Consider the following 21,691-nt stretch of genomic DNA (forward strand, 5'->3'; position numbering starts at 1 on the left):
CCGGGCATCCACGCTTTCACAGTCCAACGGCGACAAAGACGTGGATGGCCGGGTCAAGCCCGGCCATGACGGAGAATGTCACATCAATCCGCCTTCACATATTCCTTCGCGATGATCGCGTCCGCCGCAAACCCCTTGTCGACAAAGCCCTGCTCCTGCAGCCACGCGATCTGGTTGTCGACATTCTTGACGTCGAGCTTGCCGTCGGGGTCGATATAGGCGCAATTGCCGACCACCTGCTCGACCGGCAGATTGGTGTATTTGGCGATGATTTCCAGCAGCGGCTTTGTCTTGTCGTTGATGTCCGCCTTGCCATTCTTCACGGAAGCCAGAATCACGTCGTGATATTCGCGGTCGGCACGCGCCAATGCGGCGAGGAGCTTGGTCACCATCGCCTTGTTGGTCAGAGTCTTCGGCGAGGCAAACACCGCCCCTAACTGCCACGGCGTCTCGTCGCCGACCCAGCCGAGGAATTTGGCTCCGCCGGAATCCACCAGCGGGCGCGCGGTCGAGATCGGCAGCAACGCGGCATCGACGGTTTCGCCCTTCAGCGCGGCCGCGGCATTCGACAGCGACTGCAGCGGCAACACCTTTACGTCGGCGAGCTTGAAGCCATATTTGTCGGCAAGCAGGCCGAGCGAATAATGGAAGCTGGAGCCGACCTGCGTCACCGCGATCCGCCTGCCCGCAAGATCCTTTGGCGTCTTCAGCCCGGCCGCATAGGCGTTGTTGCTGGCGAAGTAGCCGATCAGCGGGTAGCCTGCCTTCTCGCGACTCATGCCGCCGATCACCTTCAGCGTGCCTTTGCCGGCGAGATTGTAGAGTCCGGCGGTAAATGCCGTGATGCCGAAATCGACATCTCCTGAGGTCGTCGCCACTGCGATCGGCTGCGCCGCATCGAAGAATTTCAATTCGATATCGAGGCCGGCCTCGCGGAAATAGCCCTTGTCCTGCGCAATGAACACCGGCGCCGACGACGACAGCCGGAGCACGCCGATTTTCGCCTTTTGCGCGTCATCGGCCCGCGCGATCCCGCCCGCTGATATCGCCAACAGGCCCGCCAGCGCGAGCCGTGCAAACTTCGTCATCCCGCCTCCTCCGTAACTCTTTTATAACCCCTCGGGCACGCTCTGGTCCCGCCCGATGAAAGCGCCCTGTTGTTTCAGGCCTTGTTGCAACTTTTCAACCGCAATGTCGCGCGGAATCGTGTTGCCCGACAGCGCCAGCGCAGCCGCCGCGCCGGCTGCCTCCCCCATCGCAAAGCAGGCGCCGGAGACCCGCGCCGCCGACTGACCCTCGTGGGTCATCGAGGCGCAGCGCCCGGCCATCAGGAGATTGTCTATGCCCTCAGGCACCAGCATGCGATACGGCAATTCGTTGAAGCCGCGCGATTCCGGGATCGGCGGAAACGTGAAGGTCACATCTCCCGCGACATGCTGCTCCATCGGCCAGCCATTGACGCCGATGGAGTCGTCGAACGAGGCGCAGCCGAGCACGTCCTCGCCGGACAGCATGTAGCCGCCGATCACGCGCCGCGTCTCGCGGATGCCGAGCTGCGGCGGCAGGTCGACGATGTAGGATTTTTCGAAGCCGGGCACCGTGCGCAGGAATTCGAACGCCTGGAGGGCCTGCCGCCGGCCTTCGATTTCACCGCGCGTCATCTGGTCGGGGTCGATTCCGCTGACCGCCGTGCCGTCCTCGCGCGCAAGCTGGGTAAAATTCACCCGCCATTCGATAACCGACCGCTGCGGCCGCACGATCGCGGTCTTGCGTGGGAAACGATGCGTGCCCGCGGCCTCGGCCTTTTCCATCAACGCCGGGATCGTCCGCCAGGCATCACCGGCCTTCTCGGGATCGATGCCGTTGAGGCGAAACATCATCGAGGGATAGAGCATGCTGCCGGCATCGTCGCCGACTTCAAACGGCGCGCCCGCCCAGGCCGCAAGATCGCCGTCGCCCGAGCAGTCGATGAAGATGCCGGCGCGCACCGCCTGACGCCCGGCCTTGGTCTCCACCATCAGCACGTTGATGCGCGTCTCGTCCTGCATCACCACGCTGGCGCCGAGCGCATGAAAGAGGATGTCGACCTTGTGCGACGTCAGCAGATCGTCCGCCGCGATCTTGTAGGCCGCCGTGTCGTAAGCCTGCGCAAAAATCTTGCCGAGGATCAGATGCGGCGCGTTGAGCCCGTCGAGCCGGTCGATCCGCGCGAGCAGATCGGAGGCGATCCCCTGCACCACCCGATGCATCTCGCCATGAACATTGGCGTGCAGCCCGCAGAAATTCGTGACGCCTGCAGCCGTGCCCATGCCGCCGAGAAAGCCGTATCGCTCGATCAGGAGCGTGCGGCGGCCGGCACGCGCGGCGGCAACGGCGGCCGCGATGCCCGCCGGCCCGCCACCGAGGACAGCGACTTCATATTCGCCGTAGAGCGGAATCTGGCGCGCGGGTTCGGTGATGATTTTGGCGGGCAAGGTGACCTTCCCGGATGGTGCCTGGGCGATAATGCCCCGGACGAGGGATTTTAGCTATTGCGGCAGGATACTCAGGTTCCGACCTGCAGCGGCGAAGTCAGCTTGCGCAGCGCTGCAATCACCGAGAGCGCGGTGATGCGGCCGGTCTTCGGGTTTTCCGATGGGATGTTTTCGATTCCCATCGTGAACGCGGCCGAGTCGGACTCGACCCTGATCTGATGACAGTTCCGCGTCACGGCCGGATCGGCCCAGATTTCGATGGTCGTGCGATCGGGGCCGATGCCGGCCAGCGCCAGCGCCGCCACCACGTTGACGTTGGCGGGAAACGCCGCAGCCGCGTCGCGCGCAGAGCCCTTGAAGACGCACAGGGCCGACTTTACCCCCTCCATGGAGATCCCGTTCTCGACGAGATAGGGCGCGCCGGCGAGACCGCCGGGCGGCTTGCGCGTGACCATCTGCACCGAATGGATAGTGCCTTCAGCGGCAGCCGAAACCGCATCGAAGCCAATCAAGGCGCCAGTCGGCACGATGATCTGACCGCCATGCGCCCGCGCGAGGTCGATCAGCTCCGGACGGGGCAACAGCGCACTGGAACTGAGCACCATGACCTGCTTGCCGGCGATCAGCATCGGGCGGCAGATCTGATCGAGGATCGCCGCCGGGGCGCATTCGACAACGAGGTCGGCATGGTCGGGCAGCTCATCGAGCGAGATCAGCGGACATGAGATACCTTCGCGATCGAGCCATGCTTGCGCTTTCGCCCGATCCCTCGTCGTGATCGCCGTGAGAGCAAGTCCCGGCAGCCCCTGCGCCAGCTTGCGCGCCACGGTTTTGCCGATCTCCCCCAGCCCGGCAATGGCGATATTTTTTGATGGCAAATCCAATACTCCTGCAAGAAACGTCATCGAGCGTGGCAGAGCCTAACGCCTATGCGTTGTGTCTCCAACTCGCCGCCCGCTTCTCCGCAAATGACGCCAGCCCCTCCGACGCCTCTTTGGTTTGGCGCCTGTCCGAGTGCATCTTTACCAGCCGTGCATAGGCCTCGTCATCCACGCCCATGCCGCCGAACGAGCTTTCCATCGCGAGCGCCTTGGTTTCGGCCATTGCTTGCGGACCATTGGCGAGCAGTTGCTCCACTACCTTCGCGCCCGCCGTCTCCAACTCAGCCAGCGACACCACCTCATGCACCAACCCGATCCGCCGCGCCTCCTCCGCGCCAAACCGTTCGCCGGTCAGCGCGTAGCGGCGGACCTGGCGGACGCCGATGGCGTCGCAGAGCTGCGGGATGATGATGGCGGCCGTCAGGCCCCAGCGCACTTCGGTGATCGAGAACAGCGCATTGTCGGCGGCGACTACGACATCACAGGCCGAGATCACGCCGGTGCCGCCGCCGAAGCAGCCGCCCTGCACCAGCGCCACCGTCGGGATCGGCAGCGTGTTCAGCCGCTGCACGGCTTCGAACGTCGCGCGCGACACCGCCTCATTTTCCTCCGCCGATTTCGGCCGCACGCCGTTGATCCATTTCAGGTCGGCGCCGGCCTGGAAATGCTTGCCGTTGCCCTTCAGCACCACGACGCGGAGATTGGGCTTCTGGCCGAGTTCATCCATCGCCGCGAGCACGCCGTTGATGAGCCCGGCGTCATAGGCATTGTTCACCTCGGGACGGTTCAACGTGACGGTTGCGACGCCGCGCGCGTCGAGATCCCACAAAACCGGATTGGCAGTCATCGGCGGCCCCTTTGTTCGGCAATCTTTGTTATGCCGGACAATAGGCCGGGATCGCAGGCGTTGTCACCGCCGCCAATCTATCGGCGGCCGTACCGCTGCATCATATCTGCCCTGTCGGTAACGGAGGTCCGCCGCGGGCCGATCGCCTCGAACTGGGCCTTCTGCTCGTCGCTCAGCAGCGCATAGAAATCATCGAGCGCGGTGCGCACGAGCTTGACGGACTCCAGCATGACGCCGAGCCGCTTGCCGACGGCGGTAAGCCGCACCGGCGGCGTGGCCGCTTCCTCGATCCGACACGATGTAGCCAGCATGTCGGCGGCCTTTGCGCTGGCTTTCTGCAGGGCGGTAAGGCCGGTGCGTTGCGCATCGGTCGGATGCACCCGCGCCTCGATCTCCTCGGCCGGCCATTGCAAGCTCGAGGATTGCGTAACATCACAGGGCCGCGCAATGGATCTGTTGCGGCGCCGCTCGGTCTTCCTTTCCTGCTCTTCAGCTACCGCGTTCAGCCGCGCCTTCTGCTCGTCATTCAGCAGACCGTATAGTTTGTCCAGCGCCGGCTGCACGGTCGCAACACCAGCAATCATCGCCTCGATGCGTTGCTGCATCGAGGCAAGCCGGCCGGACGCCGTCAGCGCCACCGTGGCCGGACACGCCGCCTTGATCTTTTGCGCCGAAATCACCGATGCATTGGCGAGATCGTCGAGGGCCGCGCGTTGCACCTCGGTCGGCTCGATCGCCTGCGCGATCAGGTCGATCGGCAGGCCGGCGATTTCGCGGCTGTCCTCGCCGCATAACAGCGCGAGCCGGTCCGGTCCGGCGCCGGAAGCACCGCGCGGCGGCAGGTAGCCCGCAAGACCCTGATAGTCATAGGGGCCAAACAGTCCGGCATAAATGTCGTCATAGCCGTAGTACCAGAACGGAGCGCCGACACGCGGCCCCCATAGCGCGTAGTCGTAGATGTCGAAATAAGCGAACGGCCAGAACAGCGGCCCGACCCAGCCGTACCCACCATTGCCGTGCCGCCACCAACCGCCGCCTCTGGACCGTCCGTATTGCCACCCGGCAAGCGCCGCGCCCGCGGTGACGCTGGCCCGCATGGCGGGACGATGGAGCGCTGCGGTATGGCGATAGCTGCGGGCGAGTGCGCGCGCGTTCAGTGCCCGACCGCCGCCCGCAAAATTCATGCGATGCGCGGAGAAGGAACGATGTGCAGAGAATGAGCGGTGATGCGCTGCCCTGCCGTGAAAATGGCCGCCATGATGCCGGCCGCCGAAATGGTGGCCATGACCACCACCACGATGGCCGCCGCCATGATGACCGCCGCCGCGACCACCGCCATGGCCGCCCCCATGACCACCTTTCGCGATCGCAAAGTCCGCCACCGACACCGCCGTTGCGAACACAATGGCCGCAATTCCCAGTGTGATCTTTGACATGGCGCGCCCCATCATCGTCGCACGTCCCATTGTCGCTATGCCGCGAGCTTGACGGCACATGGATGAACGTTGACTGAACGGTAGAGTTCCCGGCGCGGCCAGGCCGCGCCCTGCGCAACCCACCCTGTTCGGCGGACCGGTTGCGCCCAATCAAGGCTTGTGAAAACTAGCAACGCTCTTCCCTCCCTGCAGGATTTCCACTCATGCGGATTTGCGTTTTCGGTGCGGGCGCCGTCGGCAGCCATTTTGCGGTGCGGCTCGCACTGGCAGGACATGACGTTTCCTGCGTGATGAGGGGTGCGCATCTCGATGCCGTGAAAGCCAACGGGCTGACGCTGCGGGTCGGAAATGGCGAGTTCAAGGCGAAGGTGCGCGCATCGGGCGATCCGGCCGCGCTGGGCCGCCAGGACGCCGTCATCTGCACGCTGAAGGCCACTGGCCTCTCCAGCCTCGCGGACGGCCTCCAACCCCTGATCGGCGGGGATACCGCCGTGGTGTTCGCACAGAACGGCGTCCCCTGGTGGTACGATATCGGGCTTTCGCCAGGGCATCCGCCGGTGCCCGATCTCGCCTTCCTCGATCCGGGTGGACGCTTGCGCGCGGCGATCCCGAAGGAGCTTATCGTCGGCGGCGTGGTGTTTTCGTCCAACGAAGTCGTGACCCCAGGCGTGGTTGCGAACCTTTCGCCCGAGCGTAACCGGCTCCTGATCGGCGAATGCGACGACCGCCAGAGTGAGCGGGTCACGCGGCTACGCGCCGCGCTCAATGACGCCGCGATCGAATCGCCTGATATCGCCGAGATCAGGGAGACGATCTGGTCAAAACTCCTGACCAACATGTCGATGTCGGTGCTGTGCCTGTTGACCGGGCAGACCGCGCGCGCCGTGCGCGACGATCCTGATCTCGCCGAAATCGTGCCGCGCCTGCTCGACGAGGCCAACAGCGTAGCGCAGAGCTGCTTCCCCAAGGTCAAGCGCGTAACGCGCTCCGGCCCCGCACCGGACCACAAGCCGTCGATCCTGCAAGACTACGAACTCGGCCGCGCCATGGAGATCGACGTGCTGGTGCGCGCGCCGGCCGCGTTCGCGCGCGCCGCAGGACTTGCGACGCCGATGCTCGACATGATGGCGGCGCTCGCGATCCGTCAGGCCCGCGACAAGGGACTCTATCAGGGCTGAAAACCCTGCTGTTCCAGGCCCGGTCAGAGCGCCTGCAGTCCCAGCCGCGCGAACAGCTTCCGGTCGGCCTCGTCCTCCGGATTGCCGGCCGTCAGCAAGGTGTCGCCGACGAAGATCGAATTCGCCCCTGCAAAGAAGCAGAGCGCCTGCATCTCGTCGGTCATGGCCGAGCGGCCCGCCGACAGGCGGACATATGATTTCGGCATCATGATGCGCGCCAGCGCAACGATCCGGACAAACTCGATGGGCGCGATCGGCGCCGCCTCGGCGAGCGGCGTGCCGGCGATCGGAATCAGCATGTTGATCGGAACGCTTTCCGGCGGCTCGGCGAGGTTCGCAAGCGTGACCAGCATTTCGACGCGGTCGGTTTCTTCCTCGCCCATGCCGAGGATGCCGCCGCAACACACTTTCATGCCGGATTGCCTCACATTCTCCAGCGTGTCGAGACGATCGGCAAACGTTCGCGTCGAGGTGACCCGCGGGTAATAGCGCGCCGACGTATCGATATTGTGATTGTAGTAGTCAAGCCCCGCCGCGCCGAGGCGATCCGACTGATCGCGGTCCAGCATGCCCAGCGTCATGCAGGTCTCGAGCCCGAGCGCTTTCACTGCGCCGACCATTTCAACGATGGCATCCATGTCTCTCGGCTTCGGATTGCGCCACGCCGCGCCCATGCAGTAGCGCGTTGCGCCGCCGGCTTTGGCTTTGCGTGCCTCGGCGACGACCTTTTCGACGTCCATCAGCTTCGAGGCGGCGAGCCCCGTCGAATGATGCGAGGACTGGCTGCAATAGCCGCAATCTTCCGGGCATCCGCCGGTCTTGATGTTGAGCAGCTTGCTGAGCTGCACGCGGTTGGGATCGAAATGCCGGCGGTGAATCGATTGCGCCTTGAACAGCAGATCGTTGAACGGCAGCCGGTAGAGCGACCAGGCCGCCTCGCTCGTCCACTCCACGGCGTCCGCAAGCGGCGCCGTCACAGCCAATTCATCTCGCACTTCGAGCATCCTTCAATTCTCCCGATCCTGATTGCCCCGCGCGGCCGTCATCGCATGCTGGCGAAGCGACCACCAGCGCCCCGCGCGTGCTTGCAAAAAATTGATCGCCGGCATTGACCGCGCAGCGCGCGTCGTATCACTCTCGACCCTATCCAAGAAAAAGAAACCAGGCGGGAACCGAACATGCATGTCAAAGGCAAGGTTTGTGTCGTCACGGGAGCTGCGAGCGGCATCGGCGAGGCGGTGGCGCGCGCCTATGCGGAGGCCGGTGCGCGCGGCGTCGTCATCGCCGACCTCAAGACCTCGCGCGACAGACTGGCAAAGGTCGCTGGCGACATCGACGGCTTGCCGATCACGGCCGACGTCGGGCTGGAGGAAGACATCAAGGCGCTGATCGCCGCGGCCGAAGACAAGTATGGCCCGGTCGACGTGTTCTTTTCCAACGCCGGCCTCTCACGCAAGGGACAAGAGACCGCCTCCGATGCCGATTGGGACGTGAGCTGGCGTGTCCACGTCATGAGCCATGTGTTCGCGGCGCGTGCGCTGGTGCCGGGCATGCTCGCGCGCCGCTCCGGCTATCTCCTCAACACCGCTTCCGCGGCCGGCCTGTTGGCTTCGCTTAACGCGATGCCTTACGGCGTGACGAAAAATGCGGCGGTCGCACTCGCCGAACATCTCGCCATTCAATATGGCGACCGCGGCATCCGCGTGTCCGTGCTCTGCCCGCAATCGGTGCAAACCGGCATGACGACGCCCGGCCCGAGCGCCGCGCGGGTCGACGGCGTGCTGCAGCCGCCGGAAGTGGCGCGCATGGTGATGGAGGCGATGGAGGAAGAACGCTTTCTCATTCTGTCGCACCCGCAAGTCGCCGAATACATGCAGCGCAAGGCGTCCAGCCGCGACCGCTGGCTCACCGGCATGCGGCGGCTGCGCGACAAGATCTATGGCGCGCCGCAATCAGCCTGAGGCTTTTGGCGCGAACGACGCCAATATGCCGTCGTATTTTTTCGCGCCGGGTGACGCGTAAGAGCCACGCCTGGACGTCGTGAGCTTGAGTCCAGCCAGCGCCTCAGCCTGCTTCACCGCGGCCGCCACGCCATCGACGACGGGAACGTCGAATTTACGCGACAGTTTCTGCGCAAGATCGGCCATGCCCGCGCAGCCCAGCACGATCGCTTCCGCACCCTTGTCGAGCGCGCGGGAAATCTCGGCTTCCAGCTTCGCTTCCGCACCCGAGCCGGGCTTGTCGAGATCGAGCACCGCGACGTCGCAGGCGGTGACCTGCGCCCTTTCGGCAAAGCCGTAGCGGCGCACCAGCTCTTCGAGCGGCACGATCGAGCGCGGCAGCGTGGTGACGACTGCGATGCGCTTTGCGATCTGGCCAGCCGTCACCAGCGCGGCCTCGCAGATGCCGACCACCGGAAAACGCGCGGCGGTCCGCGCAGCGTCGAGGCCGGTATCGTCGAAACATGCAACAATCGCCGCGTCGGCGTCCGGCGCATTCATCAGCACCTGGATCAGGCCCGGCACGGCGAACGCCTCGTCGTAATATCCCTCGATCGAGACAGGCCCCATCGCTGACGTCACTGCGGATATTTCGGTGCCAGGCGCAGCGACGGCGCGGGCGGCGGCGCCAATCGTTTCGGTCATCGAGTTAGTCGTATTCGGATTGACGATCAGGATTTTTGTCATGAGTGCATCGTAGCCGGGATGCAACGAAGCGCAACTCCATCTATCGTCCCAGCCTAGTGCGCAATTGCGCACTAGGCTGGGACGACGCCTGAGCTAGCCTACGATCCCATCCACCCACCCCACGAACGCATCCAGCGCCTCATCCATCACCTCGCGATCACTCCGTCCCGAGCTCTTCAGCACATGGAAGGAATGATCAGCGCCATCCAGCAAACGGAGCGTCGCCCGCGATCCCAGGCCTTTGACGACCGGCTCGAGCAGACTCAACTCCGCCAGTGCGTCGCGCGTGCCCTGTAGAAACAGCATGGGGATCTTGACATCGGCGAGATGTTTGGCGCGGTCGCTGGAAGGCTTTCCAGCCGGATGCAGGGGGAAACCGAGAAACGCCAGCCCTCGCACGCCAGGCAAGGGTGAAAGCGCCTGCGCCTGTGAGGTCATGCGTCCGCCGAACGATCGGCCGCCCGCGATCAGCGGCAGCGAGGGGCAGCAGCGTCCGGCTTCCGCCACCGCGGCGCGAACGGCGGCGTGCGCGACCGCGGGCGCATCGGGCCGCTTGCTGCCTTTTTCCATGTAGGGAAATTGAAAACGCAGCGTCGCAATGCCGCGGTGGCTGAGGCCGGCCGCAACCGTTTCCATCGACGCATGGGCCATGCCGGCGCCGGCCCCGTGTGCGAACACGTAACACGCGCGCGCCTGCGGCGGCTGGATCAGCCGCGCGGAGACCGCTTCATCGGGCCCAGTCTCGATTCGGATCGATTGCGCCTCGTCGGCACTCATGTGATCTACCCAATATTCAACTGCATGATCGAGACTCTATACTGGAAACAGCCTGGCGAAAGCCGAGCCGGCCGGAATCCTCCTGGTCCGGAAATCGGATTTATGGACAGGTGTTTAGCGCCACTATAAGATGGCATCATATTGAACCGCACGCCGAGGGTGATTCGCCTTCCGGCGTTTTTTGATAGCAGACGGATATTGCGCGCAACTGGCGCAGTTTTGGGAGGGGGCAGTCGATGCGTGGCAAGACGATTGTGAAAATTGTGGCCGTGCTGGCGATCGTCGCCATCGGTTACAGCGCCTTCAAGGACGATATCGCCAAGCTCTGGCAGGATTTTCACGTGAAGATCGTGGAGCATCCCACACCGAAGAAAACCGTCTGGCTGGACCAAGGCATCAGCAAGGACAAACTGAGCTGGTTCTATCATGCTGACCAGGGAACGCGAACCTTCGGTTTCCCCTATGATTGGTTCATGGCGCTGGAGCAGCCGACTATTTCGTGGGTGCCGTTCAGCAAGGTGGGTCTGTTCAGCGACCCCGCCTATCTCGACCGCTATGGCTTCATCCGCGATACCATCATTCCCGGCAAGGAGGAGCTTCCGATCGGGTTCGCGAAAGGCACCGCGATGCTCGATTCGACGGGCGCGGTATGGCGTAACCCGCGCAACAAGAAGGAGATGATCGGTATCGGTCTGACCTGCGCGGCCTGCCACACCGGCAGCTTCACCTACAAGGACACAGCCGTCGTCATCGACGGCGGACCGGCGCTCACCAATCTCTTCACGATGAAGCAGGGCATGGGCATCTCGCTCTTTCTGACGCGCTACTGGCCCGGCCGGTTCGACCGCTTCGCCGACCGCATCCTGGGATCGGACTCGAGCATCGACGACCGCGCAACGCTGAAGAACCAACTCGACCAGGTTCTTGCTCAGTACAAGCAGGTCAAGATGCTGGAGGAACGCGTCGCCTCCCAGAGTATCCTGGAAGGTTATGGACGGCTCGACGCCCTGAACCGGATCGGCAACCAGGTGTTTTCAATCGACCTCAAGAAGCCGGAAAACTACGCAGGCTCCTCCGCGCCGGTGCATTTTCCCCGGATCTGGAACACGCCGTGGTTCGATTGGGTGCAGTACAACGGCTCCATCATGCAGCCGATGGTCCGCAACGCCGGTGAATCGCTCGGCGTATCGGCGGAGCTCAACCTGACCGATCCGGTGAAGGGCCTCTACAAATCGAGCGTCGACGTGAAGTCGCTCGACGACATGGAGCAAATGATCAAAGGCATGAAACCGCCGAACGCGAAGGACGGGTTCTCGGGCCTGAAATCTCCGAAATGGCCAGGCGACATTCTGCCGCCGTACGACCAGAAACTCGCCGACAAGGGCGCCGAACTCTACAAGGCCCATTGTCAGGAATGTCACCGCCCGCCGGTGACGAGCGAGGCATTCTACGACTTCAGTAACGAGAAGTGGTGGACCAAGAACCAGGTCGGCGAAGCGATCCTCGTGGTCGAAAACGTCCCGATCTCGCATATCGGCACCGACCCCGCGCAAGCGGAAGACATGGCCAACCGGAAAGTTGCGCTCCCCGAAAATCTCGGAATCAAGGACAACAGGTTCGGATTCGCCCTCAAATACCTGGTCGAGAACACCGTCAATCTCATCTACAAGGAGCACAATCCGCCGTTGGACGACAAGGAACGACGGCGCATGGACGGAAACATGCCCAACGACATCCGGGCTGATCTTGCCTACAAGGTCCGTCCGCTCAACGGTGTCTGGGCGACACCGCCCTATCTCCACAATGGCTCGGTGCCGACCATAGAACATCTGCTCGGAGATCCCAAGGACCGACCGAAGAAATTCTATCTCGGCAACCGCGAGTACGATCCGGAGAAGCTCGGTTACAAATTCGACACGATCGAGAACGGCTTCGAATTTGACACCACGATCCGTGGCAACTGGAATACGGGCCACGAATTCAGGAAAGAATACAGCAAGGACAAGGAAATCAAGGGCGTGATCGGACCGGAGCTCTCGGAGGGAGATCGAAAGGCGCTGATCGAATATCTCAAGACGCTCTGAATTCTGACGTCCTCTGAATCGAGAACATTCTAAGCCCAAAGGGCAAGTTTTTCAGCAATCGCCAACAGGTCGAGTTTCGCTATTCTACTCGTATAATTAGGGACTGGCATGGGCCGTATTTTCATCTGCTATCGCCGGGAGGACAGCCAGTTCGTAACCGATCGCATTTTCGAGCACCTCATCCGCCGCTTCTCCCGCAAAGCCGTGTTCAAGGATGTCGACGACATTCCGCCCGGAGTCGACTTCCGCACTCACATCGACAATGCCATCAAGCGCTCCGCGGTGATGCTGGCAATCATCGGTCCGGGCTGGCTATCGGCGAAGAACGCCGCCGATCAACGCCGGCTCGACGACCCTGCCGATCCCGTGCACGTCGAGCTTTCATCCGCGCTTCGGCTGAAGCGGTCGATTGTCCCCGTGCTGGTCGGTGGTGCCGGCATGCCAACGGCGGACGAACTGCCGCCGGCACTCAAGCCTCTCGCCTACATCCATGCCGTTCAGGTGCGTCGCGATCCCGATTTCGCGGGCGACATTACACGGCTCCTCCGGACTTTGGAGCCGACCGTCGGCCGCCGGTACGGGCGCTGGATCGCTCGAATGGCCATCGCCGCGGTGGCTCTCGGTGCCGTCGTCTCGTACGCGGTTCCGATACTGCCCTGGGCAACAATCTTGTGGAGTCAACTTCGCGTCAAGATCGTGGAGTATCCGCAACCGAAGAAAACCGTCTGGCTCGACCAAGGCATCAGCAAGGAAAAACTGAGCTGGTTCTATCACGCCGATCAGGGCACGCGGACCTTCAGCATTCCCTACGAATGGTTCATGGCGCTGGAGCAGCCGACGATTCCGTGGCTGATTTTCAACAAGGTCGACGACTTTAGCGAGACCGCCTATCTCGACCGCTATGGCTTCATTCCGGACACCATCATCCCGGGCAAGAAGGCGCTTCCGATCGGCTTCGCCAAGGGCGGTCCGATGCTGGACCCCTCGGGCGCGCCGTGGAAGAACCCGCGCACCAAGGAGGCCATGACCGGAATAGGCCTGACCTGCGCAGCCTGTCATACCGGACGCTTCACCTACAAGGACACGGCGGTCGTCATCGACGGTGGACCGGCACTCACCCATCTCTTTGCGATGAAGCAGGGCATGGGCGTCTCCCTGCTGCTGACACGCTTCATCCCAACCCGATTCAACCGTTTCGCCGAGAATATCCTGGGACCGGATCCCACGTTCACCGATCAAGAGGTGCTCAAGGACCAGCTCAGCCAGGTCCTGAAGCAGTACGGCGAAGTCCAGGCGCTGGAAAATCGCGTCGCTTCGCAGAGCATCCTTGAAGGTTACGGACGGCTGGATGCGTTGAACCGGATCGGCAACCAGGTGTTTTCGATCGACCTCAAGAGGCCGGAAAACTACGCCGGCTCCTCGGCGCCGGTGCATTACCCCCGGATCTGGAACACGCCGTGGTTCGACTGGGTGCAGTATAACGGCTCCATCATGCAGCCCATGGTCCGTAACGCCGGCGAATCGCTCGGCGTGTCGGCCGAGCTCAACCTGACCGACCCGTCAAAGGGCCTCTACAAATCGAGCGTGAACGTGGAGTCGCTGTTCGAGATGGAGCAGATGATCAAGGGCAACACGCAGCCGAACGCGAAGGACGGATTCCCGGGCCTGAGGTCTCCGAAATGGCCGAACGATATTCTGCCGCCGATCGACCAGAAACTGGCGGACAAGGGTGCCGAACTCTACAAGACCCATTGTCAGGAATGTCACCGCCCGCCGGTGTCGAGCGCAGCGTTCTGGGATTTCAACAACAAGGACTGGTGGACGAAGAACGAGGCCGGTGAACCTATCCTGAAGGTCGAGAACGTTCCGATCTCGCATATCGGGACCGACCCCGCGCAGGCCGCCGACATGATCAGCCGGACGGTTGCGCTCCCCGCAAATCTCGGCATCGACAAGAGCGGCTTCGCCGACGCTCTCGGCGCTGTGGTCGCCAAGACGGTCAATTATGTCTTCGACCAGAAAAAGCCGCCGGTGGGCCCCGCCGAGCGGAAGCGGATCGACGGCTATATGCCGAACGAGCTTCGCGGCGAACTGGCCTACAAGGTTCGCCCGCTCAACGGTGTCTGGGCGACGCCGCCCTACCTGCACAACGGCTCGGTTCCGACCGTCGAGGCCCTGCTGGGCCCGCCCGAAGACCGTCCGAAGAAATTCTATCTCGGCAACCGCGAATACGATCCCGTGAACCTCGGTTACAAGTTCGACAAGATCGACAACGGGTTTGAATTCGACACCTCCATTCGCGGCAACTCGAACAGAGGCCACGAATTCAGGAAGGACTACAACAAGGACAAGGAAATCAAGGGCGTGATCGGGCCGGCGCTGTCGGCGGACGATCGAAAGGCGCTGATCGAATATCTCAAGACGCTCTAGGGATTTCCGCAGGCAACGATCCCGGCGCCCCGCGCGCATGTCAGGCCCGCGTAACCGCGGGGCCAGGATCGTGCCGGCACGATTGACCGCCAATACGCTTTACGCTGTTCTAGCAGGCATGATCGCGAGCCAATGAAAGCGCCGCCGGCAAAAGGAGCGGCGCGGGCGCGCGACTGGAAACGGTTCATTCTGGGAAACCCGCATGCCGCCTGCGACGCAAGACCAGCCGCAACGTGCGCCGGAAGCCGGCGCGGCCTTTGACGCCATCATTGTCGGTGCCGGCTTCGCCGGAATGTACATGCTGCACCGCCTTCGCGGACTCGGTTTCACCGCCCGGGTCTATGAGGCCGGTGGGGGCGTCGGCGGCACCTGGTACTGGAACCGCTATCCCGGCGCGCGCTGCGACGTCGAAAGCATGCAATATTCGTTCTCGTTCTCCGAAGAGATCGACCAGCAATGGGACTGGTCGGAAAAATACGCACCTCAGCCGGAGATTCTAGCTTACGCCAATCACGTCGCCGACCGCTTCGACCTGCGCCGGCATATCCTGTTCGACACGCGCGTCACGGCGGCGACCTTCGACGAGACCGGCAAATGCTGGCGCATCGAGACCGATCGCGGCGACAAGGTGTCGGCCAAATTCTGCATCATGGCCGTCGGATGTCTCTCGGCCGCCAACCACGTCCCTTTCAGGGGCCGCGAGGATTTTCAGGGCCCGATCTACCACACCGGCGAATGGCCGCATGAAGGGGTGGATTTCACCGGACTTCGCGTCGGCGTCATCGGCACCGGGTCGTCGGCGATCCAGTCGATCCCGATCATTGCCCAACAGGCATCTGCGCTGACAGTATTTCAGCGCACCGCGACCTACTCCGTGCCGGCCTGGAACACGAAGTTGACGCCGGAGTACCGCAACGCGATCAAGGCCGACTACCCGGCGCTGCGTGCCAAAGCCCGCGCACGGCCGACCGGCTTCTATTTCCCGTTCAACATGAAGCCCACGCTCGAAGCCGAACCTGAAGAACGCGCGCGGCAATATGAAGAAGCCTGGCAACGCGGCGGGCTGCCCTTCCTGGGTGCCTTTGGCGACCTGCTGTTCGAGAAAGCCGCCAACGACACCATCGCCGAATTCGCGCGCGACAAGATCCGCGCCATCGTCAAGGATCCAACCGCCGCCGAGCTGCTGTGCCCCCATAACGTGTTCGGCTGCAAGCGCCTGTGCGTCGATACCGGATATTTCGAGACCTACAATTTGCCTCATGTGAAGCTGGTCGATGTGTCGAAGACACCGATCGAGCGCTTCACATCCGACGGCATCGAAGTGAACGGCACGGAATATCCGTTCGACGCCATCGTCTGCGCGACCGGCTTTGCGGCGATGACGGGATCGTTCGACAGGATTGCGATCACGGGCCGCCACGGCAGGACGCTCGCGGAGAAATGGCGGGCCGGCCCCCGCACCTATCTCGGCGTGGCGACGGCGGGCTTTCCCAATCTCTTCACCATCACCGGGCCCGGCAGTCCGTCGGTGCTGGCGAGCATGATCCAGGCGATCGAACAGCATGTCGACTGGATGGCGGACTGCATGGCGCACATGCGCGACGTCGGCGCTGTGACCGTCGAACCGTTGCAGGCCTACGAAGATGAATGGGTCGAGCATGTCAACGAGGTATCGAAGATCTCGCTGCGCTCGACCTGTAGCTCGTGGTATGTCGGCGCCAATATCCCCGGACGCCCGCGCGTCTTCATGCCCTATATCGGCGGCTTCCCGATCTATGTTCAGAAGTGCAACGAGGTCATGACCAACGGCTTCGAGGGCTTCGTCATGGAAGGCGCCGATACCGGCAACGAAGCGCCGCGCGTGCGGCTCACCGAGCGATGGCGCGTACCGCTCGACATCGAGGTGATCTCGCCCGCCGCAGTCACCGCGCGGCGCGTGCCTGTCGTGTGAAGGCTTTGGTCTGGTTACCGGCTGGCGACCAGCCGCAAATGCGGCTTGATCGTCTCTTCCAGTTCGACCTTGAGCTGCTGCACGCGCGGATCGTCCGAGCGCGCCGCGCACACCGAATATTGGTTGACCGAGCATGCCAGCGCGTGCCGCTCTTCGGGCGTCCGCGTCACTTCCGGGCTGGACAGCCTCAACACCATTCCGCCGAGCTGCACCAGTATTTCGTCGAGCGCCCGATCCACTCTGGCTAACTGATTCATGGCACCACTCCCTCAGGAAGTAGTAATGAGCGGCGCGCCCGCCCGTTCCCCATGCACGCCTGCTTAGGGATAACGAGAAGTAAACGGAGCACGCTTCTATCAACGCGTGGCCGGCGCATCTGCTTGCAGGACTCATTATCAATTGAAGGAAATCGGTCGGTCTGCCCTGCAAATTGGCGCGATTGCGGCGGCCCCGCCCGTTACCTATGCTGCCATCTTGTTCCGGAATGAGGCACCCCGCATGATCACGCCGCTCGATCCCGTCGTCGCCCAGATCATTCCGCTGCTGCCGCTGCGCGATGCCACGACGATGACGCCGCAGAGCGCGCGCGAGGCACTACGCGCGCTGGCGGCTTCGCGCGCGGCCGTCCCGCCACCACCGGTGATGAGCGCGGAAGACGTCAAGGTGAAAGGCGCCGCCGGCTTCCTGAACGCGCGGGCCTACCGGAACGCGAGCGAGAAATCGCCGACGGTGGTGTTCTTCCACGGCGGCGGCTGGGTCGCCGGCGATCTCGACACCCATGACCGGCAGGCGCGCTGGCTTGCGATCGAGACCGGCGCGGTCGTCGTCTCGGTTGACTATCGCCGCCCGCCCGAAGTGCGCTTTCCCGGCGCCTTCGAGGATGCCTTTGCGGCGACAAAGGACATCATCGTCCGCATCGCCGAATTCGGCGGCGATGAGAAGCGCGTCGGCGTGGCCGGCGACAGCGCCGGCGGCAATCTGGCGGCCACCACCGCGATCGCCTGCCGCGACGCCGGCATAAGACTGACGGCGCAACTGCTGGTCTATCCCGTCACCGACGTCTTCGGCAATTTCGCGGATGCCAAAGAAAACGCGCGCTTTCCCTCGCGCAGCGAGAACGCGGAAGGTTATTTCCTGACCCGCGCCACCATGGAATGGTTTTGCGGCCATTATCTCGCCGACAAGACCCATGGCACTGATTGGCGCGTATCGCCGCTACGCGCCAAAGACCTCGCTGGCGTAGCACCGGCGATCGTCGCGACCGCCTGGTTCGATCCGCTCCGCGACGAGGGCAAGGCCTACGCCGACGCGCTTGCCGCCGCCGGCGTTCCGACCAGCTATTACGACGGCCCAGGCCTCATCCACGGTTATTTCGGCCTCGGCGAGGCGTCGGAAACTGCAAAGCGCGAAGCGCAACGCGCGCGGGCGGATTTCAGGGCGCTGCTGGAAAAGGGCGCGTAGGCTGCGACATCGCGAGCCGCAGCAAGCGAAGCTGACGCATGCCGAAAACTATTTCGAAACCTGCCCGGCCGGGCTCCAGCCGCGAAGCCAAAGGGCGCCTGCGACAATGGCGGCGGAAACGATCGAGCCGGCGGCGCCTGCCATGAACAGCTCCCGCAATCCACCGCTGAGATCGACGACAATGATCCAGCCGATGCCGGCCGCGATGAACAGCCGAACGGTCCCACCGAGAACCGGCCACATCACGCGGCCCGCGCCCTGACCCGCGAAATACAGCAGCATCCCGAGACCTGATATTCCGTAGAACGGCGCCACGGTACGAAAATAGAGCGAGCCGGCGGCAAGAACCTCGGCATTGGTGCTGAACATCGTCAGCCAGGCGTGGGGAAACAGTGCCATGAAAAGCCCGAGGATCCCGGTGACACCGGCCGCGAAAAACGCGGCAACCCACGCGATGCGTTCCGCCCTCGTGACCTGGCCGGCCCCGATATTCACTCCGACCATGGTGAGCGCCGCGCTGCCAAGCGCGAACAGCAGCGGAATCTGGATGTAATCGAGTCGCGAAGCGATTCCGTATCCTGCGATGGCGTCCGTGCCGAACAGCCCCACCGCGCCCGTGACCAGCACCACCGTCAAATTGGCCTGAATGGTGCCGATGGCTGACAATCCGCCGACGCGAAGGATATCGCCGAGCAGCCGCCTCTTGATGAGCCGCGCGTCGAAGGGTAAATGCAACGAGGTTCTGGCCGAACGCATGTAGGCGATCAACACAATCGCGGCGACGAGATAATAGAAGACGACAGCGAGCCCGGCTCCCATAACTCCCAGTCGGGGGAAAGGGCCCCAGCCGAAAATCAGCGCCGGCGAAAGCGGAAGCAGCACGAACACGCCCAGCAGAATGACGGCCGCCGGCGCGACCGTGTTGCCCGCGCCGCGAAGGGCCGCCGCCAGCAGGCTGACGATCCAGACAAAGACCGCCCCGGAAAAGATGACGTGGCCATATGCGAGGGCCGCGCCGAGGGCTCCCGCCCGGCCACCGAGCAAGCCGTAAACAGCCTCGCCAAACAGCCATTCGGCGCCGGCAAAGATCACCCCGAAGACAATAGCAAGAGCCAGGGCGTTCAGCGCGAGCGCCTCGGCCTCCGCCACTTTGCCTGCGCCCATCGCGCGCGCGATCGACGATGCGACGCCGCCGCCGATGCCGCCGTTCGACATCATCTGCATCAGCATGAATACGGGAAACACCAGGCTGACCCCGGCCAAGGCCTCCGTTCCGAGAAAGCTGACGAAATAGGTCTCCGCCACCCCGACTAGTGTTTGCACGACCAGCACCACGACGGTCGGCAACGCGAGCTTCAGGAGCGTGGGCAGGATCGGGCCGCCGAGCATCGCGCTCTGTTTGATCGTGGTCGCTTGATTTCCCGGCGACGAGGATTGGGATGTCAGCGTCGTCATGAGCGGCTCGGCAGCGCTCGAATGAATTCGACGAGCGCGGCACTGACTTCGTTCGGCCGCTCCTGCTGGGTCCAGTGTCCGCAGCCGGGGAGCATCTGGATCTTGCGCAAGCCGGGAACGAAGGTCTTCAGGTTTGCGAGCAACTGGTCCATGCCGGGGAAGGACACCACAAAGTCGCGATCGCCCGCGACGTAGAGCGCCGGCACAGATACCTGCAGGCCGGCCATCGCGCCCGTGATTTCCCAGTTGCGATCGATGTTCCGGTAGTAGTTGAGCGCGCCGCGGAAGCCGCTGCGCTTGAATTCCTCGCCGTAAAAGTCGATGTCGCTTTCGCTGATCCATGACGGCAGGGTTTCGGGGGCGCCGGGGCCTTGCAGAAAGCCGCCGCCCCTCGGCACCATGCCAAGGTTAGGCGCGGGCCCGCCGGCAGCGATGGCCGCACGCGCCGCGGCGACGCCATCGCCGGACGCTCCGAACAGCATGTTGCGAATGGTCGCGCTTGGATCGCGCCCGAGTTCCGCCTCCGCCGGCCCCGGCTCCTGGAAATAGAGCTGATAGAATTGCGCATTCTCGTTACGGGGCATCAGGCTTGTCGGCGGCGCCTTGCTGCGCGGCCGGAACGGCACGCTGAGCGCTGCGACCGCGCTGAAACGGTCGGGCCGCATGAGCGCCGCCTGCCAGGCGACGCTGGCGCCCCAATCATGCCCGACGATGACCGCGGTCGCCGCGCCCAGCGCATCGAGAATGCCGACCATGTCGCCGACAAGATGCAGGATCGTGTACTGGTCGATTGCCTGCGGCGCATCGCTCTTGCCGTAGCCGCGCATGTCGGGAGCGACAACGCGGAAGCCGGCGGCAGCAAGCGCGTCGATCTGATGCCGCCACGAGAACCAGGATTCAGGAAAACCGTGCGCCAGCAGCACCAGCGGTCCCTCGCCCTGCTCGGCGATGTTGATGCGGATTCCGTTGCATTCGATGATGCGTTGCGTTGTCTTGCTCATCTTTCCATCCCGCTCCGAAGTTGCCGCAAATGCCTTTGATGAGAGCGCGTCAGGGGCAGCTCGCCATGCAAGCGGCGCCAGCGCAGCAGCCAATAGTTGGCGTCTGTTCATGATCTCCCATCCTTTACATCCGGTTTCAGTTTGGTACGATCCGGTACCGGATAAATCGAAATACGGTACTGATTGGTACCAAGTCAAGCGGAAAATCAGGCGATGAGTCCAAGGATGAAGGCGCGTGAGGAGGAACCCGGCGGGACCGAGGTTCGGAAGCGGATTCTCGGCGCGGCCCTTTCGGCGTTCATGGAGGGCGGCTATGCGCAGACCAGCACGCTGGAGATAGCGACGCGCGCGCGCGTTTCGAAACGCGAGCTTTACGCGCTGTTCGGCAACAAGGAAGCGATGCTCGTCGCCTGCATCACCGAGCGCGCCCAACGGTTGAAAGCACCGGCCGATCTCCCCGAACTGCGCGACAGGAAAATTCTGGCCGAGGTGCTTACCGCCTTTGGAACAAGGCTTCTGACGGAATCGACCGATCCGGTCGTCGTCGCGGTATTTCGCCTGGCAATATCCGAAACCGTGCACGCGCCAAAGGTCGCGCAAGCGCTGGAAACGATCGCGCGCAAGCCCACGCGCGATGCATTGCGCGCGATCATGGCGAATGCCAAATCAGCCGGGCTTGTCATTGGCGATCCCGACACGATGACCGAAAAATTCTTGGGGTTGCTCTCGGGCGACCTGATGACCAGCCTGTTGCTTCAGGTGGCCGATCGTCCGAGCGCCCGCGAAATCGCGCGACGGGCGCGGGACACAACGATGGCATTCCTGCAAATCTATCCGGAGCCGGGTTAGGGGCGGCCGTAGTTGGCTTTTGCCCGTGACGACCGAAGCCTTTCCCGAAGCCGATCCTGAGATCGCTGAGCTTCAAAAAAGCAAGCTGCTCGGGACGACCGATCCGGAACGCATGAACCAAATGCTCGAACTCGCCAAGCAAATCTACGGCTGAGACTGGCGACGGCGCCGGTGATTGTC

General features: G+C 63.3%; 20 protein-coding genes. 8 read left to right on the plus strand and 12 right to left on the minus strand.

Features of this window, described 5'->3' with window-relative positions; translation table 11 throughout:
• Positions 1-83 precede the first annotated feature (83 nt).
• The 6 genes from V1294_RS01115 to V1294_RS01140 all read right to left on the minus strand — a co-directional run bounded on the left by V1294_RS01115 (position 84) and on the right by V1294_RS01140 (position 5,541).
• A complete protein-coding gene (locus V1294_RS01115; protein ID WP_334494625.1) occupies positions 84-1,088 on the minus strand; it encodes an ABC transporter substrate-binding protein in 1,005 nt (334 codons plus the stop codon).
• Between the two features lie 21 nt (positions 1,089-1,109).
• Positions 1,110-2,474 (minus strand): FAD-dependent oxidoreductase, encoded by a 1,365-nt coding sequence (locus tag V1294_RS01120; RefSeq protein ID WP_334494626.1) that lies wholly within the window; start codon positions 2,472-2,474, stop codon positions 1,110-1,112.
• A gap of 71 nt (positions 2,475-2,545) precedes the next feature.
• Positions 2,546-3,352 carry an aspartate dehydrogenase gene (locus V1294_RS01125; RefSeq protein ID WP_442895304.1) on the minus strand — a complete coding sequence of 269 codons (807 nt, stop codon included), beginning with the start codon at positions 3,350-3,352 and terminating at the stop codon, positions 2,546-2,548.
• Positions 3,353-3,401: 49 nt separating this feature from the next.
• Positions 3,402-4,202 carry an enoyl-CoA hydratase-related protein gene (locus V1294_RS01130; protein ID WP_334494628.1) on the minus strand — a complete coding sequence of 267 codons (801 nt, stop codon included), beginning with the start codon at positions 4,200-4,202 and terminating at the stop codon, positions 3,402-3,404.
• 77 nt (positions 4,203-4,279) lie between these two features.
• Positions 4,280-5,386 carry a Spy/CpxP family protein refolding chaperone gene (locus V1294_RS01135; RefSeq protein WP_334494630.1) on the minus strand — a complete coding sequence of 369 codons (1,107 nt, stop codon included), beginning with the start codon at positions 5,384-5,386 and terminating at the stop codon, positions 4,280-4,282.
• Positions 5,383-5,541, minus strand: coding sequence for a hypothetical protein (locus tag V1294_RS01140; protein ID WP_334494632.1), 159 nt, complete (start codon positions 5,539-5,541; stop codon positions 5,383-5,385). Before V1294_RS01140 ends, V1294_RS01135 begins: the two co-directional genes overlap by 4 nt.
• A 300-nt stretch (positions 5,542-5,841) precedes the next feature.
• Here V1294_RS01140 and V1294_RS01145 point away from each other — a divergent pair, with 300 nt between their 5' ends.
• Entirely contained in the window at positions 5,842-6,816 is a 975-nt protein-coding gene (locus V1294_RS01145) for a ketopantoate reductase family protein (RefSeq protein WP_334494633.1), read from the plus strand.
• A 23-nt stretch (positions 6,817-6,839) separates the two neighbouring features.
• Here V1294_RS01145 and bioB read toward each other — a convergent pair whose 3' ends face one another.
• Positions 6,840-7,820 (minus strand): biotin synthase BioB, encoded by a 981-nt coding sequence (gene bioB / locus V1294_RS01150; protein ID WP_334494634.1) that lies wholly within the window; start codon positions 7,818-7,820, stop codon positions 6,840-6,842.
• A 174-nt stretch (positions 7,821-7,994) separates the two neighbouring features.
• Here bioB and V1294_RS01155 point away from each other — a divergent pair, with 174 nt between their 5' ends.
• Entirely contained in the window at positions 7,995-8,777 is a 783-nt protein-coding gene (locus tag V1294_RS01155) for an SDR family oxidoreductase (RefSeq protein ID WP_334494635.1), read from the plus strand.
• On the opposite strand, the gene V1294_RS01160 is transcribed toward V1294_RS01155, so the two are convergent.
• On the minus strand, positions 8,769-9,503 hold the full coding sequence (locus V1294_RS01160) for an aspartate/glutamate racemase family protein (protein WP_334494636.1): 735 nt from the start codon (positions 9,501-9,503) through the stop codon (positions 8,769-8,771). The two genes, V1294_RS01155 and V1294_RS01160, sit on opposite strands and share 9 nt — an antisense overlap.
• Positions 9,504-9,596: 93 nt before the next feature.
• Entirely contained in the window at positions 9,597-10,280 is a 684-nt protein-coding gene (locus tag V1294_RS01165; RefSeq protein ID WP_334494638.1) for an alpha/beta hydrolase family protein, read from the minus strand.
• A 236-nt stretch (positions 10,281-10,516) separates the two neighbouring features.
• On the opposite strand from V1294_RS01165, the gene V1294_RS01170 reads away from it, so the two are divergent.
• The 3 genes from V1294_RS01170 to V1294_RS01180 all read left to right on the plus strand — a co-directional run bounded on the left by V1294_RS01170 (position 10,517) and on the right by V1294_RS01180 (position 16,745).
• Positions 10,517-12,364, plus strand: coding sequence for a di-heme-cytochrome C peroxidase (locus V1294_RS01170; RefSeq protein WP_334494640.1), 1,848 nt, complete (start codon positions 10,517-10,519; stop codon positions 12,362-12,364).
• A 108-nt stretch (positions 12,365-12,472) separates the two neighbouring features.
• On the plus strand, positions 12,473-14,794 hold the full coding sequence (locus V1294_RS01175) for a toll/interleukin-1 receptor domain-containing protein (RefSeq protein WP_334494641.1): 2,322 nt from the start codon (positions 12,473-12,475) through the stop codon (positions 14,792-14,794).
• Between the two features lie 202 nt (positions 14,795-14,996).
• On the plus strand, positions 14,997-16,745 hold the full coding sequence (locus tag V1294_RS01180) for a flavin-containing monooxygenase (RefSeq protein WP_334494642.1): 1,749 nt from the start codon (positions 14,997-14,999) through the stop codon (positions 16,743-16,745).
• 14 nt (positions 16,746-16,759) lie between these two features.
• On the opposite strand, the gene V1294_RS01185 is transcribed toward V1294_RS01180, so the two are convergent.
• Positions 16,760-17,002 (minus strand): hypothetical protein, encoded by a 243-nt coding sequence (locus V1294_RS01185; protein WP_334486784.1) that lies wholly within the window; start codon positions 17,000-17,002, stop codon positions 16,760-16,762.
• Between the two features lie 241 nt (positions 17,003-17,243).
• Between V1294_RS01185 and V1294_RS01190 the strand changes: the two genes are divergently transcribed.
• Complete coding sequence (locus tag V1294_RS01190; protein WP_334494643.1) at positions 17,244-18,206, plus strand: alpha/beta hydrolase; 963 nt, start codon at positions 17,244-17,246, stop codon at positions 18,204-18,206.
• A 48-nt stretch (positions 18,207-18,254) separates the two neighbouring features.
• Here the strand turns inward: V1294_RS01190 and V1294_RS01195 are convergent, their stop codons facing one another.
• Both V1294_RS01195 and V1294_RS01200 read right to left on the minus strand, forming a co-directional pair.
• Positions 18,255-19,661: an MATE family efflux transporter gene (locus V1294_RS01195; RefSeq protein WP_334486788.1), complete on the minus strand. Its 1,407-nt coding sequence runs from the start codon at positions 19,659-19,661 to the stop codon at positions 18,255-18,257.
• Positions 19,658-20,662, minus strand: a complete 1,005-nt coding sequence (locus tag V1294_RS01200; RefSeq protein ID WP_334486790.1) for an alpha/beta fold hydrolase — start codon at positions 20,660-20,662, stop codon at positions 19,658-19,660. Before V1294_RS01200 ends, V1294_RS01195 begins: the two co-directional genes overlap by 4 nt.
• 213 nt (positions 20,663-20,875) lie before the next feature.
• Between V1294_RS01200 and V1294_RS01205 the strand changes: the two genes are divergently transcribed.
• Positions 20,876-21,511, plus strand: a complete 636-nt coding sequence (locus V1294_RS01205) for a TetR/AcrR family transcriptional regulator (RefSeq protein ID WP_334486793.1) — start codon at positions 20,876-20,878, stop codon at positions 21,509-21,511.
• A 25-nt stretch (positions 21,512-21,536) separates the two neighbouring features.
• Positions 21,537-21,665 (plus strand): hypothetical protein, encoded by a 129-nt coding sequence (locus V1294_RS01210; protein ID WP_334494645.1) that lies wholly within the window; start codon positions 21,537-21,539, stop codon positions 21,663-21,665.
• Positions 21,666-21,691: the final 26 nt, after the last annotated feature.

It is taken from the genome of Bradyrhizobium sp. AZCC 1678, assembly GCF_036924765.1.
Taxonomy (GTDB): domain Bacteria; phylum Pseudomonadota; class Alphaproteobacteria; order Rhizobiales; family Xanthobacteraceae; genus Bradyrhizobium; species Bradyrhizobium algeriense.

What these genes read in the sequence shown, in the direction of transcription:
- V1294_RS01165 (WP_334494638.1), bottom strand. Translation starts at nt 10,280, where the DNA reads ATGAGTGCCGACGAGGCGCAATCGATCCGAATCGAGACTGGGCCCGAT.
- V1294_RS01200 (WP_334486790.1), bottom strand. Translation starts at nt 20,662, where the DNA reads ATGAGCAAGACAACGCAACGCATCATCGAATGCAACGGAATCCGCATC.
- V1294_RS01170 (WP_334494640.1), top strand. Translation starts at nt 10,517, where the DNA reads ATGCGTGGCAAGACGATTGTGAAAATTGTGGCCGTGCTGGCGATCGTC.
- V1294_RS01190 (WP_334494643.1), top strand. Translation starts at nt 17,244, where the DNA reads ATGATCACGCCGCTCGATCCCGTCGTCGCCCAGATCATTCCGCTGCTG.
- V1294_RS01135 (WP_334494630.1), bottom strand. Translation starts at nt 5,386, where the DNA reads ATGAATTTTGCGGGCGGCGGTCGGGCACTGAACGCGCGCGCACTCGCC.
- V1294_RS01140 (WP_334494632.1), bottom strand. Translation starts at nt 5,541, where the DNA reads ATGGCGGTGGTCGCGGCGGCGGTCATCATGGCGGCGGCCATCGTGGTG.
- V1294_RS01155 (WP_334494635.1), top strand. Translation starts at nt 7,995, where the DNA reads ATGCATGTCAAAGGCAAGGTTTGTGTCGTCACGGGAGCTGCGAGCGGC.
- V1294_RS01145 (WP_334494633.1), top strand. Translation starts at nt 5,842, where the DNA reads ATGCGGATTTGCGTTTTCGGTGCGGGCGCCGTCGGCAGCCATTTTGCG.
- bioB (WP_334494634.1), bottom strand. Translation starts at nt 7,820, where the DNA reads ATGCTCGAAGTGCGAGATGAATTGGCTGTGACGGCGCCGCTTGCGGAC.
- V1294_RS01195 (WP_334486788.1), bottom strand. Translation starts at nt 19,661, where the DNA reads ATGACGACGCTGACATCCCAATCCTCGTCGCCGGGAAATCAAGCGACC.
- V1294_RS01175 (WP_334494641.1), top strand. Translation starts at nt 12,473, where the DNA reads ATGGGCCGTATTTTCATCTGCTATCGCCGGGAGGACAGCCAGTTCGTA.
- V1294_RS01130 (WP_334494628.1), bottom strand. Translation starts at nt 4,202, where the DNA reads ATGACTGCCAATCCGGTTTTGTGGGATCTCGACGCGCGCGGCGTCGCA.
- V1294_RS01185 (WP_334486784.1), bottom strand. Translation starts at nt 17,002, where the DNA reads ATGAATCAGTTAGCCAGAGTGGATCGGGCGCTCGACGAAATACTGGTG.
- V1294_RS01160 (WP_334494636.1), bottom strand. Translation starts at nt 9,503, where the DNA reads ATGACAAAAATCCTGATCGTCAATCCGAATACGACTAACTCGATGACC.
- V1294_RS01115 (WP_334494625.1), bottom strand. Translation starts at nt 1,088, where the DNA reads ATGACGAAGTTTGCACGGCTCGCGCTGGCGGGCCTGTTGGCGATATCA.
- V1294_RS01180 (WP_334494642.1), top strand. Translation starts at nt 14,997, where the DNA reads ATGCCGCCTGCGACGCAAGACCAGCCGCAACGTGCGCCGGAAGCCGGC.
- V1294_RS01205 (WP_334486793.1), top strand. Translation starts at nt 20,876, where the DNA reads ATGAGTCCAAGGATGAAGGCGCGTGAGGAGGAACCCGGCGGGACCGAG.